The sequence below is a fragment of the Rahnella sp. ATs2 genome (genome assembly GCF_051851855.1).
Taxonomy (GTDB): domain Bacteria; phylum Pseudomonadota; class Gammaproteobacteria; order Enterobacterales; family Enterobacteriaceae; genus Rahnella; species Rahnella variigena.
In genome coordinates, this window is the sequence record NZ_JBLYPL010000004.1 from 243,345 (window position 1) to 259,510 (window position 16,166).

Genomic DNA, 16,166 nt, shown 5'->3' on the forward strand with positions numbered 1-16,166 from the left:
AAAACGGACAGATCCCATGACCGATTCTTCTTTGCAACGCCTGCTCACCATTATGAAAACCCTGCGTGATCCGCAAGCCGGTTGCCCGTGGGATAAAGAGCAAACTTTTGACACCATTGCCCCGTACACGCTGGAAGAAACCTACGAAGTGATGGACGCCATCGCCCGCAAAGATTACGACGATGTGCGCGACGAACTGGGTGATCTGCTGTTTCAGGTGGTGTTCTACGCGCAAATGGGCAGCGAGCAGGGTCTGTTTGAGTTTGATGACATCTGCAATGCCATTTCAGACAAATTAGAACGCCGCCATCCGCAAATTTTTGGCACTGAAGCGGCGTGGTCAAAAGACGCCAGCAGCAAAGATGTGCTGGTGAAATGGGAAGCGCGTAAGGCGCAGGAGCGGGCGGAGAAATCCCTGCATTCGGCGCTGGATGACATTCCTTCCGCACTGCCTGCGCTGATGAAAGCGCACAAAATTCAGAAACGCTGTTCGAATGTCGGGTTCGACTGGACCACGCTCGGGCCGGTGCTCGACAAAGTATATGAAGAAATCGACGAAGTGATGTTTGAAGCGCGTCAGGCCGTCATCGACGAAGAAAAGCTCGGTGAGGAAATCGGTGATCTGCTGTTCGCGACGGTGAATCTTTCCCGTCATTTGGGCCATAAAGCCGAAGATGCGCTACAGGCCGCCAACCGCAAGTTTGAGCGTCGTTTCCGGCACGTTGAAGAGATTATCCGCGGGAAAGGCTTAAACATGGAAGAAGCTACACTTGAGCAGATGGAAGACGCCTGGCAGCAGGTGAAAAAATCGGAAGCCTGAGTTAGCTCTCCGACTTTGATCGGAAACAAGATCTGAATCTGCTGAAACGGTTAAGCTCATTGTCATTCAGTGCTTAACCGGCTGATCTGAGAGCAGTAAAGTTCAACAAATTGATATCTAAGATGTTTTAGTGGTTCATGCGAGCAACTCAGCACTTTTCTGAAGTTAACTGATTGTTTTTGAAAGAATGAGAGAAAAGGGCTGGCAGGGTTAACCCTTCTGAACTGACGCTAAGGAAAACGATGATGGACAGCAAAACGTTTATTTGTGGCGCACACAAGGTTCCGGTATACTGTTTTCCCGTCTTGGTTACTCCATCATCTTTAAACCTAACCTCTCAGGTTCAGCATGACAACTAATTATATTTTTGTGACCGGCGGGGTCGTATCCTCTCTGGGTAAAGGCATTGCCGCAGCCTCACTGGCGGCTATTCTCGAAGCCCGTGGCCTCAACGTGACCATCATGAAACTGGACCCGTATATCAACGTGGATCCGGGTACGATGAGCCCAACTCAACACGGCGAAGTCTTCGTTACCGAAGATGGCGCTGAAACCGATCTCGATCTGGGTCACTACGAGCGTTTCATCCGCACCAAGATGACCCGCCGCAACAACTTCACCACGGGCCGTATTTATTCCGACGTGCTGCGCAAAGAGCGCCGTGGCGATTATCTCGGTGCAACCATTCAGGTTATCCCGCACATCACCAACAACATCAAAGAACGCATCATTGAAGGCGGCGAAGGCCACGATGTCGTGCTGGTTGAAATTGGCGGTACTGTCGGTGATATCGAATCCCTGCCGTTCCTGGAAGCAATTCGTCAGATGGCAGTGGAAGTGGGCCGCGAGCACACGTTGTACATGCACCTGACGCTGGTGCCTTACATGGCTGCTGCCGGTGAAGTGAAAACCAAACCGACCCAGCACTCTGTAAAAGAACTGCTGTCTATCGGTATCCAGCCAGACGTGCTGATCTGCCGTTCAGACCGCGCAGTACCAGCCAACGAACGTGCGAAAATTGCACTGTTCTGTAACGTGCCGGAAAAAGCAGTTATTTCTCTTAAAGATGTTGATTCCATTTATAAAATCCCGGCCCTATTGAAATCTCAGGGTCTCGACGACTATATTTGTAAACGTTTCAGCATCAACGCGCCGGAAGCAAACTTGTCCGAATGGGAACAGGTTGTTTACGAAGAAGCCAATCCGGGCGGCGAAGTCACCATCGGTATGGTTGGTAAGTACATTGAGCTGCCAGATGCCTATAAATCTGTGATTGAAGCGCTCAAACACGGCGGCCTGAAAAATCGTCTGACCGTGAACATTAAACTTATCGACTCTCAGGATGTCGAAACCCGTGGTGTCGAAGTGCTGAAAGGCCTGGACGCAATCCTTATCCCGGGCGGCTTCGGCTACCGTGGTGTAGAAGGGAAAGTAGCGACGGCGCGCTATGCACGTGAAAACAACATCCCTTATCTGGGCATTTGTCTGGGTATGCAGGTTGCACTGATTGAGTTCGCCCGTAACGTTGCGGGTATGGAGAACGCCAACTCCACCGAATTTGTGCCAGACTGTAAGTTCCCGGTGGTCGCACTTATCACCGAATGGCGTGATGAAGAAGGTAACGTCGAAGTACGTTCCGAAGACAGTGATTTAGGCGGTACCATGCGTGTAGGCGGGCAGCAATGCCACCTGAACGACGGTAGCCTGGTTCGTGAGATGTACGGCGAGCCGACAATAGTTGAACGCCATCGTCACCGTTACGAAGTGAACAATATGCTGCTCAAACAAATCGAAGCCGCAGGTTTACGCGTAGCCGGTCGCTCTGGCGATAAGCAACTGGTGGAAATCATCGAGCTGCCTAACCATCCGTGGTTTGTGGCTTGCCAGTTCCATCCAGAATTTACGTCAACGCCGCGTGATGGTCATCCGTTGTTTGCAGGCTTTGTGAAGGCTGCCGGTGAGTATCAGAAGCGTCAGGTAAAATAAAATACCGGGGAAGAGATGCGCCATTGGCGCATCTCTTGTCTGAAGCTTTAGTTAACTTGTACTGAGGAAATCTTAATGTCTAAAATCGTTAAAGTTATCGGCCGTGAAATCATCGACTCCCGTGGTAACCCGACCGTAGAAGCTGAAGTTCATCTGGAAGGTGGTTTTGTTGGTCTGGCTGCTGCGCCATCTGGTGCTTCTACCGGTTCCCGCGAAGCGCTGGAACTGCGTGACGGTGACAAATCCCGTTTCCTGGGCAAAGGCGTACTGAAAGCCGTTGCTGCGGTTAACGGTCCTATTGCTCAGGCTGTAACCGGTAAAGACGCGAAAGACCAGGCTAACATCGATAAAATCATGATCGACCTGGACGGTACTGAAAACAAATCTAACTTCGGTGCTAACGCGATTCTGGCTGTTTCCCTGGCTGCTGCTAAAGCGGCTGCTGCTTCTAAAGGTCTGCCACTGTACGCTCACATCGCAGAACTGAACGGCACCCCAGGCAAATACTCTATGCCACTGCCTATGATGAACATCATCAACGGCGGCGAACACGCTGATAACAACGTTGATATTCAAGAGTTCATGATCCAGCCTGTTGGCGCTAAAACGCTGAAAGAAGCCATCCGTATGGGTTCTGAAGTGTTCCACACCCTGGCTAAAGTTCTGAAATCTAAAGGCATGGGTACTGCTGTTGGTGACGAAGGTGGCTACGCGCCAAACCTGGGTTCTAACGCAGAAGCTCTGGCTGTTATCGCTGAAGCGGTTAAAGCTGCTGGCTATGAACTGGGTAAAGACATCACTCTGGCGATGGACTGTGCGGCATCTGAGTTCTACAAAGATGGCAAATACGTTCTGGCTGGCGAAGGCAACAAAGCGTTCACTTCTGAAGAGTTCACTCACTTCCTGGAAGACCTGACTAAACAGTACCCAATCGTTTCTATCGAAGACGGTCTGGACGAGTCTGACTGGACTGGCTTTGCTTACCAGACTAAAGTTCTGGGCGACAAAATCCAGCTGGTAGGTGACGATCTGTTCGTTACCAACACCAAGATCCTGAAAGAAGGTATCGACAAAGGCATCGTTAACTCCATCCTGATCAAATTCAACCAGATCGGTTCTCTGACCGAAACTCTGGCTGCGATCAAAATGGCGAAAGACGCTGGCTACACTGCCGTTATCTCTCACCGTTCAGGCGAAACTGAAGATGCGACCATCGCTGACCTGGCTGTTGGTACTGCTGCTGGCCAGATCAAAACCGGTTCTATGAGCCGTTCTGATCGTGTTGCTAAATACAACCAGCTGATCCGTATCGAAGAAGCGCTGGCGGCTGCGGGTACTCCTGCTCCGTTCAACGGTCTGAAAGAAGTTAAAGGTCAGTAATTACTGCCCCGTAACGCTTTCTTAAAAAACCCGCTCCGGCGGGTTTTTTTATGTCCGCAATTCAGGGAAAGATGCGGATGTCACCGGCTTACAGCAATAAAGAAAGCGTGGCGCTCGCACTGTGCTCGCTGGCCTGCAGATAATCCGGGGAGTGCGTTAGCAGCTGATTGATCAGTAATTCCACCAGTAACATCCCGCCAACTTTTGATGTCAGCAATCCCGCCGTCAGCGGGCCCTCGGGTTTGGCGGCTACCAGTAAAATATCGGCCAGCGAGGAAAGCGGACTGCGCAGCGTATTGCTGATGCCGATAACCGTTGTGCCCTGACGCTTTGCCAGCGCGGCGGCGTGCAATACATCTTTCGTTGAACCTGAGCTGGAAATCACCACCACAATATCCCGGTCGTCCAGACTCACGGCATTCATCGCCGCGCGGTGCATATCGGCGAAACACTGCGACGTTTTGCCCAGACGCAGCAATTTATAGCCCAGATAGTCCGCGACGATCGCGCTGGCCGCGACACCATACACCTGAACGGAGCGCGCGTTATGGATGTGCGATGCCGCGTCCGCCAGCACCTGACGGTCGAGCAGTTTTCCGGTATCACGCAGCGCGGTGATGCTGTCTTCAATCAGCGTCTGAACGTCGTCATTTCCTTCTGCCGCCGGTGACGACGGATTTTGCCGCGTCTCCAGCGCCAGGCCCATCTTAAATTCGGTAAACCCTTTGCAACCCAGCTGGCGACAAAGCCGCGTGACGCTGGCTTCACTGGTATCACTCTCACGCGCCAGCTCAGTGATGGTCAGGTAAAGCACGCGCTGTGGCTGCTCCAGTACATAGCTGCCCAGTTTATGCAGAGTCGGACTGTAATTCTCCAGCCCCTGACGCATTCGCAGTAACAGCGTGCCTGTTTCCTTGGTCTGACTCACTCGGCTCTCCTCAGAATAATTGACCTGACTAGTTTGGCTGATGTGACGCAGTTAACGCCAGAAGAATTCCGTATGGATAACGCCGTGCATTTGATGGTAATTATTATTTTAATTATATAGCGTGGTGAAAATAATTATCACAACAACACAACGCGGAGTCATCTCATGTCGATATTTAATGGTTCAGGGGGCGGGGCATGGTTCGAAAGAGCCCAGAAGTTTGGCAAGTCATTCATGTTGCCCATCGCTATTTTGCCTGCAGCCGGATTGCTGCTGGGAATTGGCGGGGCGCTTTCTAACCCTAATACGCTGGCGGCGTATCCGTTTTTAAATATCCCGGTCTTGCAGGCGATATTCACCGTCATGGCCAGTGCAGGTTCGATCGTCTTTGCCAATCTGGCCGTGCTGTTTGCCGTTGGCGTCGCCGTCGCCGTCGGACTGGCGCGCAGTGATAAAGGAACTGCGGGCTTGTCCGCGTTGCTCGGCTATCTGGTGATGAACGCCACCATCAACGCCATCCTGATCCTCAAAGGGCAGCTTGCCACGACTAATCTCAGTGCCGCAGGACAGGGAATGGCGCTGGGCATCCAGACGCTGGAAACCGGCGTGTTCGGCGGCGTGGTGATTGGGCTCGTGACGTGGTGGCTGCATCAGCGCTATAACAAAATCGAATTACCGCAGTTTCTCGGCTTTTTTGGCGGTTCCCGCTTTGTGCCGATCATCAGCTCCGTCGCGGCTATTGTCGTCGGAGCGGTAATGTTCTTCATCTGGCCACACTTCCAGAAAGTGATTTTTGGCATGGGCGGGCTGGTGGATGCGACGGGATACCTCGGCACCTTCATTTACGGTTTTGTGCTGCGTATGCTTGGCCCGTTCGGCCTGCATCATATTTTTTATCTGCCTTTCTGGACCACCGCACTCGGTGGCACCGAAGTGGTCAACGGACATCTGGTGGAAGGCACGCAGCGGATCTTCTTCGCGCAGCTGGCAGACCCCAATACGCAGCAGTTTTATATCGGCACTTCACGGTTTATGTCCGGGCGCTTCATTACCATGATGTTTGGTCTGGTGGGCGCGTGTCTGGCGATGTATCACACGGCGCGGCCTGAGAATAAAAAGCGCGTCGCCGGGCTGCTGCTGTCGGCGGCACTGACTTCCTTCCTGACCGGGATCACCGAACCCATCGAGTTTTCGTTCCTGTTTGTCGCGCCGATGCTGTATGTCCTGCATGCGGTGTTCGACGGTCTGGCGTTCATGATTGCCCACATTTTGCAGATCACCATCGGACAGACTTTCTCCGGCGGCTTTATCGATTTCATCCTGTTCGGGGTTTTACAGGGCGAAAGCAAAACGCACTGGATGTACGTTCCGCTGGTCGGTGTGCCGTGGTTTGCCCTTTATTACTTCTCTTTCCGTTATCTCATCAGGCGCTTCAACTTCAAAACGCCGGGACGTGATGAGGCTGACGTTCAGCAGGATAGCGTGGTGACCGATCGCGCCGGACTCATTATCGACGCACTCGGCGGGGCGGCAAATATCGCGGAGCTGGATTGCTGTGCAACGCGGTTGCGCATCAGCGTCCATCAGGCCGCCGGAATCGATGAAAACAAGCTGAAATCGAGCGGGGCGCGAGCCGTGCTGATACGCGGAAACGGCATTCAGGTCATTTACGGACCGCACGTGACGATTATTAAAAATGAAATTGAGGAGATGTTGGGAGTATGAACCAGTCAATGTTAACGACCGTCAGGGGACAGTTGATCGTGTCCTGTCAGGCGCTGGATGACGAACCGCTGCACAGCGATTTTATTATGAGCCGCATGGCGCTCGCTGCTTTGCAGGGCGGCGCAGCGGGGATCCGCGCAAACAGTGTTGCTGATGTGAAAGCCATTCGCGCCACCGTTCCGCTGCCGGTTATCGGCATCATCAAGCGGGATTATCCGGCAAGCGATGTCTATATCACCGCGACCCTGAAGGAAGTGCGCGAGCTGATGGCTGTTGCGCCAGAAATGATCGCGATGGATGCCACGTTCCATCAGCGTCCGGGGGAATTGCAACTTGCGGCGCTGGTGCAACACATTCGTAAAGAGTTTCCGTCCCTGCTGCTGATGGCGGATATCTCGACCTTAGAAGAAGCACAAAACGCACAGGCTTTAGGCTTTGATTGTATCGGTACAACATTGCACGGCTATACTCAGGAAACGCAGGGCAGCAAACTCTGGCATGACGATTTCGCCTTCCTGCGACAGGTGCTGGCGCAGTGCACGACGCCGGTCATTGCGGAGGGAAACGTGGATACGCCAGAAATGGCGGCGCGATGTTTAGAGCTCGGGGCGCATGCTGTTGTGGTCGGCGGGGCAATTACCCGCCCGCAGCAGATCACGCAACGCTTTACTGACGCCATCCGCTCTTTGCGCTAATAAACATTTTTGCACACACTCCCGTTGCGGCCTGTATTTGGCGCAGCGGCTGTTGTCTGCGATAATGCGCGCTGATTTTTTTAGAGATGACTGAGAAACCGATGCAGTACCCGATTAATGAGATGTTCGAAACCCTGCAAGGGGAAGGCTATTTTACCGGCGTGCCGGCGATTTTCGTTCGCCTGCAAGGCTGTCCTGTGGGTTGCAGCTGGTGCGATACCAAACATACCTGGGATAAAATTGCCGATCGGGAAGTCGATATGCAGCGCATTCTGGTCAAAACCGAAGAGAGTGATGCCTGGGGCAATGCCACGTCCGAACAACTGCTCGAGGTGATCGCGCAGCAAGGCTACACCGCGCGTCACGTGGTGATCACCGGCGGCGAGCCATGCATTTACGATCTGACTGAACTGACGTCATTGCTGGAAAAGAACGGTTTCAGCTGCCAGATTGAAACCAGCGGCACGCATGAAGTCCGTTGCTCAGTAAATACCTGGGTGACCGTTTCCCCGAAAGTGAATATGCGTGGCGGGTACGACATTTTGCCGCAGGCACTGAAGCGTGCTGATGAAGTGAAGCATCCGGTGGCGCGTCAGCGTGATATCGACGCTCTGGATGCCCTGCTGGAAACCCTGACTGACAGCAAAGCGCGGATTATTGCCCTGCAGCCAATCAGTCAAAAAGAAGAAGCCACCAGACTGTGCATTGCGACCTGCATTGCAAGGAACTGGCGGCTTTCAATGCAGACACATAAGTATCTCAACATTGCATAATACCCTGCATCCTTCGCGCTGCCTCTGCGTTGGCTGCTTTCATTCACCCCAGTCACTGACTATTGTCAGCTCCGGGGGATTCATTCAATTGCCGCCTGGATAAAGCACGAATGATTTTGGGTATTTTGCGTTAACCTTTATATACGCAACCTGCTGTGCAGGTTTCTTTGACGCGCACGGCGCTGAGCAGTGGCAGCTTAGGTTTCATCTCGTTCCAGATCCACGCGGCCAGCACTTCGCTGGTCGGGTTTTCTAAGCCCGGAATGTCGTTCAGATTATAGTGATCGAGACGATCCAGAGTCGGATTAAACGCGGCTTTCAGATCGGCGAAATCCATCACCCAGCCGGTATGCGGATCCACTTCACCGGTGATTTCTAAACGAACGGTGAAAGAGTGGCCATGCAACCGTCCGCATTTATGCCCGGCAGGCACATGCGGTAAATGGTGGGCGGCTTCGAACTGAAAATCTTTAAATAATGTGGTGGTCATGAGGCAGTCTCGTTGCTCGAAAAAACGCGGCATAGTACCGGAATACCGGCTTACGTGCCATGACTTCACTGCGCTTTTCTTCACCAAATCCTGACTTTTACTCTCTTTACTCCGCCCGCATTGCTGGCATACAGTGAGCCGGTAGAAACTAACCTGTTGAGATAGTGAATGATTACTGTGCTTCGTTGCGCTGTTCTGGCGCTGTTGTTCTCTGCCAGCGTGCAGGCTGAAACTACGGCACCCGCTCAGGATGCTGCGCCGGCTCTGGCCAAACCGGCGCCCGCTGTGGCGAAAGCCTCTGTCGCCAAAGCGCCGGCAGGCAAAACCCCTCTGGTTTTCCCGCAGGGGGCGGGCGTGATGCATATTCCTCTGGCGGGCGGTAAAAAGCCGCTGGACGTTTTCACCTATCAGCCGGTCGGTGCCGATGAAACCACGCCGGTCGTTATGGTGATGACGGGCGTGGATCGTAACGCCGCCACCTACCGGAATGACTGGATGACCGTTGCCGATCAGTATCATTTGCGCGTGGTGGTGCCGCATTTCAGCGAGCAGGATTTCCCTGGTGCTGCGGGTTATAACCTCGGTAATCTGACCGACAGCAAAACCCATCATCGTTTGCCGAAATCTCAGTGGGCGTTCAGCATTGTCGACAGCCTGTTTACCACGCTGCAAAAGCAGGGCATCACTCAGCAGAAGCAATATTATCTGTTTGGCAACAGCGCGGGCTGCCAGTTTGTCCATCGTATGCTGACGTTGTTGCCGGAGCCGAATGTCAAAGCGGCGGTCTGTGCGGCGGCAGGCTGGTGGACGCTACCGGATACCGATCAGCGCTGGCCTTACGGTCTGCGTGAAGCGCCGGTCGCGGTCAGTCAGCAGCAACTGAATGATTACTTCGCCAAACCGGTGCTGATTGCCGTGGGTGCAGAAGATGATGATCCGGAAAACCGCCTGCTGCGTAAATCCAAACAGGCGATGGCGCAGGGCACCAACCGTCTGGAGCGCGCCGAAAGCTATTTCACCACGTCGCAGCAACGCGCCGAACAGAACAACACGCCGTTTAACTGGCACTTTATGGACCTGTCAGATGTCGGCCACAGCGGCAGTAAAATGTCGGTGTTTGCCGCAGGGCAGTTTGCCTGGTTTGAGCAGCACAACGCTTTCCATCTCTGAAAACGTCTGTGCGAAAGCCTGCCTGAAAAAAATTCATCACCCCGCTCCGGCGGGGTTTTTCTTTATGCGTCCGCGACTTGGCGATGAACAAATAAACTGATGAGATTTTTTTTAGCGATTTCAGTACGATAAAAATCACCGCTTACCACTTTTTCAGATAGAACTTACCTCTAAATCCTCTTAGTCATTTTGGTTATTTATTATTTCCATCACTTCTTTAATTGTTATTATCCGGCTCGTTAACCTACATCTTCTAAAAGGTCTTTCCCGCGCGTACTCACACCGAATAAGCCGCCGGAGGCCGGATTGATGACTTGCTTCTGCATAAGGGAATTCGTACCGCGATGACGACTCAGGCACCTCCAATTTCACTGCTCCCGCTGACCCCCGAGCAAATGGCCCGCCTTCAATCGGCGATAGGTGATTATTCGCCGACTCAGATGGCCTGGTTGTCCGGCTATTTCTGGGGAATGGTCAATCAGCAACCGGGCGCAGTGGCCGCTCCGGCACCGGTGCAGGTTTCCGCGTCGGTCACCCTGATTTCCGCTTCGCAAACCGGTAACGCCCGTCGTGTCGCGGAACAGTTACGCGATGATCTGACGGCTGCGAAAATTAACGTCAACCTGGTGAATGCCGGTGACTATAAATTCAAACAAATTGGTCAGGAAAAGCTGCTGCTGATCGTGGCCTCCACGCAGGGCGAAGGCGAACAGGCTGAAGAAGCGGTCGCGTTGCATAAATTCCTGCAATCCAAAAAAGCCCCGCAAATGAAAGACACTGCTTTTGCGGTGTTTGCACTGGGCGACACGTCCTACGAATTCTTCTGTCAGGCGGGTAAAGACTTTGATACCCGTCTGGGCGAGCTGGGTGCAGAACGTCTGTTAGATCGCGTTGATGCCGATGTGGAATATAAAGAAGCCGCTGAAAACTGGCGTAAGCGCATTGTCGATGTACTGAAACAGCGCGTTCCGGCTGATGCAGGCGCACAACCCGCGCCGACGCTGGCGGGCAGTGTCAATCAGGTCGACAGCAGCCCTTACACCAAAGAAGCGCCGCTGACGGCCACGCTTTCTGTTAACCAGAAAATTACCGGCCGTGATTCTGACAAAGATGTGCGTCATCTGGAAATCGAACTCGGTGATTCCGGCCTGCGTTACCAGCCGGGCGATGCGCTGGGGATCTGGTTTGAAAACGATCCGCAACTGGTGCAGGAAATCGTCGAGCTGCTGTGGCTGAAAGGCGATGAAATCGTTGAAGTGAACGATAAAAAACTGTCACTTTCAGAGGCGCTGCAACATCACATCGAGCTGACCCAGAACACCACGCCGATTATCGAGAAATACGCCGCGCTTTGCCGTGACGAACATCTGACCGGTCTGCTGGCGGATAAACCTGCGCTGCAGCAATACGCGCAGACCGTGCCGTTTGCCGACATGGTACGCCGTGCGCCGACTGAGCTGGATGCCCAGCAACTGGTGGATTTACTGCGTCCGCTGACGCCGCGTCTGTATTCGATTGCCTCTTCGCAGGCGGAAACCGAATCTGAAGTACACATTACGGTGGGCGTGGTACGTTACGACATCGACGGGCGTGCGCGTACCGGCGGTGCTTCCGGCTATCTGGCCGACCGTCTGGAAGAAGACGGCGAAGTGAAAGTCTTCATCGAACATAACGACAACTTCCGCCTGCCGGCCAGTCCGGAAACACCGGTCATTATGATCGGGCCGGGTACCGGCATTGCGCCATTCCGCGCCTTTATTCAGCAGCGTGATAACGACGGCGCCACCGGCAAAAACTGGCTGTTCTTCGGCAACCCGCACTTTACCGATGATTTCCTGTATCAGGTCGAGTGGCAGCGTTACGTGAAAGACGGCCTGCTGACCCATATCTCTCTGGCATGGTCACGCGATCAGGCAGAAAAAGTGTACGTACAGGACAAACTGCGTGAGCAGGGTGCGGAAGTCTGGCAGTGGTTGCAGGAAGGCGCGCACGTGTATGTCTGCGGCGATGCCAACCGTATGGCGAAAGACGTAGAACAAGCGTTACTGGAAATCATCGCCGAATACGGCGTGATGGATCTGGAAACTGCCGACGAATATCTCAGTGAATTACGTCTTGATCGCCGTTACCAGCGCGACGTCTACTAATGCCCTGCATCCTTCTAATTGCAGGGGCGTTGGCTTCCTTCAGTCACCCGAATCACTGACTTGAGTCAGCTCATCGGGATTCCTTCAGTTGCCGCCTGCCTGCAACTCGAATGATTTTGGGCATAAAGTTATGAGTGAAAAAATTATGAGCAACAAGTTGTGGAGTGAACTCAATCCCGGTCCGGGCCCGCTGATCGTCGATGCCCCGCTGGCTGATGCCGAACGCCTGAAGAAGGAAAGTAATTTCCTGCGCGGCACCATCACTGAGGATTTAAAAGACGGTCTGACCGGTGGCTTCAACGGAGATAACTTCCTGTTGATCCGTTTCCACGGCATGTATCAGCAGGATGACCGTGATATCCGTGCGGAACGCGCTGAGCAGAAGCTGGAGCCGCGTCATGCCATGATGTTGCGTTGCCGTTTGCCGGGCGGCGTGATGACGCCTGCGCAGTGGCTGGGCATCGACAAATTTGCTGAAGACAGCACGCTGTACGGCAGCATCCGTATTACTAACCGTCAGACTTTCCAGTTCCACGGCATTCTGAAACCGAACGTAAAACCGGTGCATCAGTTGCTGAATAAACTCGGTCTGGATGCACTGGCGACCGCCAACGACGTTAACCGTAACGTGTTGTGTACCTCGAATCCGGTGGAGTCTGAACTGCATCAGGAAGCGTATCAGTGGGCGAAGAAAATCTCCGAACACCTGCTGCCGCGCACCCGCGCTTACGCCGAAGTCTGGCTGGATCAGGAAAAAGTCGAAACCACCGACGAAGAACCGATTTTGGGCGCGACCTATCTGCCGCGTAAATTCAAAACGACGGTGGTTATTCCTCCGCAGAATGATGTGGACCTGCACGCCAACGACCTGAACTTTGTGGCGATTGCCGATAACGGCAAACTGGTCGGCTTCAACGTGCTGGTCGGCGGCGGGCTTTCTATCGCGCACGGCGATAAAGCCACTTACGCACGTACTGCCAGCGAGCTGGGCTTTATTCCGCTGGAGAACACGCTGGCCGTCGCCGAAGCCGTGGTCACCACGCAGCGCGACTGGGGTAACCGTACCAACCGTAAAAACGCTAAAACCAAATACACGCTGGAACGCGTCGGCGTGCCGGTATTCAAAGCCGAAGTTGAAAAACGCGCAGGCATTCAGTTTGGCGATGTTCGTCCTTACGAATTTACCGGTCGCGGTGATCGCATCGGCTGGGTGAAAGGTATCGACAAACAATGGCACCTGACGCTGTTTATCGAGAATGGCCGTATTCTTGATTATCCGGGCAAACCGCTGAAAACCGGACTGGCAGAAATTGCTAAGATCCATAAAGGCGATTTCAGGCTTACTGCTAACCAGAACCTGATCGTGGCCGGTGTCGCTGAAAAAGACAAAGACGCGATCGAAACCCTGGCGCGTAATCACGGCCTGATTGACGACGGCGTCACCGAGCAGCGTAAAAACTCGATGGCCTGCGTGTCATATCCGACCTGCCCGCTGGCGATGGCGGAAGCGGAACGTTTCCTGCCTGAGTTTGTGACCAAAGTAGAAGGCATCATGCACGGTCACGGCGTGGGCGATGAACACATTGTTCTGCGTGTGACCGGTTGTCCGAACGGCTGCGGCCGTGCGTTGCTGGCTGAAATTGGTCTGGTGGGTAAAGCGATGAACCGCTACAACCTGCACCTCGGCGGTAACCGCGCCGGAACACGTATTCCGCGCATGTACCGCGAAAACATTTCTGATGCTGAGATCCTGAGCATCATTGACGAACTGGTCGGTCGCTGGTCGAAAGAGCGCGAAACCGGTGAAGGCTTTGGTGACTTCGTGATCCGCGCCGGGATCATTAAGCCGGTGCTGGATCCTGCACGCGACTTTTATGACTAAGCGCGATAACCGACTGGAGGCAATATGAGTTTGCTGAATCTTACTCTGGCTGAACTGAACGAACTGCCGAAGTCCGGACAATCTATGGCGCTGGCGGAAATTAACGTCAGCCTGGAAAAACTGTCCGCGCAGGAGCGTGTGCAATGGGCGCTGGAAAATATGCCCGGCGAATTCGCGCTGTCTTCCAGCTTCGGCATCCAGGCGGCGGTCTGTCTGCACTTAGTCACTCAGCAGAAACCGGACATTCCGGTGATCCTGACCGATACCGGTTATCTGTTCCCGGAAACCTATCAGTTCATCGATACGTTAACCGAACAGCTGAACCTGAATTTGCAGGTATTCCGCGCGGAACATTCTGCGGCGTGGCAGGAAGCGCGTTACGGCAAACTGTGGGAGCAGGGCGTCGAAGGCATCGAGAAGTACAATCACATCAACAAAGTCGAGCCGATGAATCGTGCGATTCAGACGCTCGGCGTGCAGACCTGGTTCGCCGGTCTGCGGCGCGAGCAATCCGGCAGCCGTGCGCATCTGCCGGTGCTGGCGGTGCAACGCGGTGTGTTTAAAATCCTGCCGATCATTGACTGGGACAACCGTCAGATCTTCCGCTATCTGCAAGACAACGGCCTGAGCTATCACCCGCTGTGGGATCAGGGCTACCTTTCCGTCGGTGACACGCACACCACGAAGAAGTGGGAAGAAGGGATGAAAGAAGAAGACACGCGCTTCTTTGGGCTCAAACGCGAGTGCGGCCTGCACGAATAAATCCCCGTCATACTTCGGGTTGCAGATGCGTTGGCTGCCTTCAGTCGCCCGAATCACTGACTCATGTCAGCTCATCGGGACTTCTTCACTTGCCGCCTGCCTGCAAACCGAATTATTTAGGGGATTCCTGATAAGAGTCCCCTAAATTATCCTCTTAATCAGGCGTGTTTCGCCGGTTTCGCCAGATCCTTCAGCAGCGGGAATAACACTTTCACTGTATCGCGTGAGCGTTTTTCGATGCGGCCCGGCAGGGCTTTATCCAGATATTGCAGATTGTCGAACTGGCTCTGATAACGCGTGGTGCCCAGCGGGAAGTGGCTGGTGATCGCGCGTTGTTGCACGCCGTCTTTCTTACCGAGCGCAAAGTTGGTCGCGGTGACATTCAGCAGCGGCAGACGCGCGTCATCCAGTGCTTTGATGCCATCGCAGCAATGTGCGCCTTCATGACTTTCTGCCGGAATGCCCAGACTGTGCGCAATATTCAGCGCCCGCACGCGGGTCAGTTTTGCCACCGCCACGGAAGTGTTCGCACCACTGTTGAAATACAACCGGTCGCCGGTAATAAGCGAACTCAGGTTAATCACCAGCAGGGTATTTTTCTTCTCTTCAGCACTCATCCGGTTCACGAAGTCTTCCGCGCCTTTTGTGCCGGTTTCTTCCGCGCTGAGCGCCACGAAGCGCAGGCTGTAATGCGTCGGGATGGCCTGCATGCGTTCGGCCAGCTCAAGCATCACACCGACGCCTGAGGCGTTGTCATCGACACCCTGCAAGGTCAAACCGCCGAGATTGTGATTGGTATCGCTGTCGCTTTGCGGCACATAAGTATCGAAATGCGCCATCACGATGATTTGCTGTGGGACTTCACCGGCACGTGCGGCAATCACTGACGTGGCGTGAATGTTCCGCCAGTCCTTTTTGCCCGCGCTACTGGTGTAAAGATAACGGGTATCGAATCCGCGTAAATCGCTCTTATACCCTAATTTGGTGAACTGCTGATTCAGATATTCCGCGGCGATAAGTTCAGCCGGGCTGCCGGCCATGCGCCCCGGGAAATAGGTCGCGATATGGCGGATTTGCTGACTGGCGATGAAGCCCATTGCCGGAAGCGGGGCGGAAGCCGCCAGCGCATGACCCAAACCGGCACAGCTCAGGCTCAGCGCCAGCAGTGTCCGCGTCATGCGTGAAAAAGAAAACATAGCCAAAAATCCTTATTTACTGGTCAAAACGACCGGAAGGCAATCAAACAACAGGCCGCGTATGGCGGTCTTTCTGGGGCATACAGTATGCGATTCTCTGGGCGATTAGACAATTTCCCGTTATCCCAAACCGCTCTTTTTGTCGGGCTATATTCCATTTAGTAACTATTCATTCCTTTTCGTCATTTCAGATCAATTATTCCCTGCACGTA

General features: G+C 53.7%; 13 protein-coding genes. 10 read left to right on the forward strand and 3 right to left on the reverse strand.

The features are described from left to right. The first annotated feature begins 16 nt into the window (after positions 1 to 16). From mazG to eno, 3 genes are all read left to right on the forward strand, one after another. Positions 17 to 820 (forward strand): nucleoside triphosphate pyrophosphohydrolase, encoded by an 804-nt coding sequence (mazG, locus tag ACJY2G_RS05650; RefSeq protein ID WP_120163253.1) that lies wholly within the window; start codon positions 17 to 19, stop codon positions 818 to 820. Between the two features lie 348 nt (positions 821 to 1,168). After that, the gene (gene pyrG, locus ACJY2G_RS05655; RefSeq protein WP_013573994.1) at positions 1,169 to 2,806 is read left to right on the forward strand and encodes a glutamine hydrolyzing CTP synthase; all 1,638 of its coding nucleotides are present in this window, start codon (positions 1,169 to 1,171) and stop codon (positions 2,804 to 2,806) included. Positions 2,807 to 2,881: 75 nt separating this feature from the next. Further along, positions 2,882 to 4,186, forward strand: coding sequence for a phosphopyruvate hydratase (gene eno / locus ACJY2G_RS05660; protein WP_112287728.1), 1,305 nt, complete (start codon positions 2,882 to 2,884; stop codon positions 4,184 to 4,186). 88 nt (positions 4,187 to 4,274) lie between these two features. Here eno and ACJY2G_RS05665 read toward each other — a convergent pair whose 3' ends face one another. Continuing rightward, positions 4,275 to 5,075 carry a MurR/RpiR family transcriptional regulator gene (locus ACJY2G_RS05665; protein ID WP_208644598.1) on the reverse strand — a complete coding sequence of 267 codons (801 nt, stop codon included), beginning with the start codon at positions 5,073 to 5,075 and terminating at the stop codon, positions 4,275 to 4,277. 204 nt (positions 5,076 to 5,279) lie between these two features. On the opposite strand from ACJY2G_RS05665, the gene ACJY2G_RS05670 reads away from it, so the two are divergent. The 3 genes from ACJY2G_RS05670 (at position 5,280) to queE (ending at position 8,307) form a co-directional block, all read left to right on the forward strand. Further along, positions 5,280 to 6,839, forward strand: a complete 1,560-nt coding sequence (locus tag ACJY2G_RS05670) for a PTS transporter subunit EIIC (RefSeq protein ID WP_439291478.1) — start codon at positions 5,280 to 5,282, stop codon at positions 6,837 to 6,839. Between the two features lie 8 nt (positions 6,840 to 6,847). Beyond that, positions 6,848 to 7,534, forward strand: coding sequence for an N-acetylmannosamine-6-phosphate 2-epimerase (locus ACJY2G_RS05675; RefSeq protein ID WP_430320079.1), 687 nt, complete (start codon positions 6,848 to 6,850; stop codon positions 7,532 to 7,534). A 101-nt stretch (positions 7,535 to 7,635) separates the two neighbouring features. Beyond that, on the forward strand, positions 7,636 to 8,307 hold the full coding sequence (gene queE, locus ACJY2G_RS05680; protein ID WP_112287755.1) for a 7-carboxy-7-deazaguanine synthase QueE: 672 nt from the start codon (positions 7,636 to 7,638) through the stop codon (positions 8,305 to 8,307). Positions 8,308 to 8,437: 130 nt separating this feature from the next. Here queE and queD read toward each other — a convergent pair whose 3' ends face one another. After that, entirely contained in the window at positions 8,438 to 8,797 is a 360-nt protein-coding gene (gene queD, locus ACJY2G_RS05685) for a 6-carboxytetrahydropterin synthase QueD (RefSeq protein ID WP_113877448.1), read from the reverse strand. Between the two features lie 168 nt (positions 8,798 to 8,965). Between queD and ACJY2G_RS05690 the strand changes: the two genes are divergently transcribed. The 4 genes from ACJY2G_RS05690 (at position 8,966) to ACJY2G_RS05705 (ending at position 14,758) form a co-directional block, all read left to right on the forward strand. Next, entirely contained in the window at positions 8,966 to 9,967 is a 1,002-nt protein-coding gene (locus tag ACJY2G_RS05690; protein ID WP_439291479.1) for a hypothetical protein, read from the forward strand. Between the two features lie 344 nt (positions 9,968 to 10,311). Further along, entirely contained in the window at positions 10,312 to 12,114 is a 1,803-nt protein-coding gene (gene cysJ, locus ACJY2G_RS05695; protein ID WP_430320078.1) for an NADPH-dependent assimilatory sulfite reductase flavoprotein subunit, read from the forward strand. Between the two features lie 145 nt (positions 12,115 to 12,259). Continuing rightward, entirely contained in the window at positions 12,260 to 13,996 is a 1,737-nt protein-coding gene (gene cysI / locus ACJY2G_RS05700) for an assimilatory sulfite reductase (NADPH) hemoprotein subunit (protein WP_120163279.1), read from the forward strand. 24 nt (positions 13,997 to 14,020) lie between these two features. After that, a complete protein-coding gene (locus tag ACJY2G_RS05705) occupies positions 14,021 to 14,758 on the forward strand; it encodes a phosphoadenylyl-sulfate reductase (RefSeq protein ID WP_013574005.1) in 738 nt (245 codons plus the stop codon). 158 nt (positions 14,759 to 14,916) lie between these two features. Here the strand turns inward: ACJY2G_RS05705 and ACJY2G_RS05710 are convergent, their stop codons facing one another. Beyond that, on the reverse strand, positions 14,917 to 15,954 hold the full coding sequence (locus ACJY2G_RS05710; protein ID WP_426785479.1) for an aminopeptidase: 1,038 nt from the start codon (positions 15,952 to 15,954) through the stop codon (positions 14,917 to 14,919). Between the last annotated feature and the right edge of the window lie 212 nt (positions 15,955 to 16,166).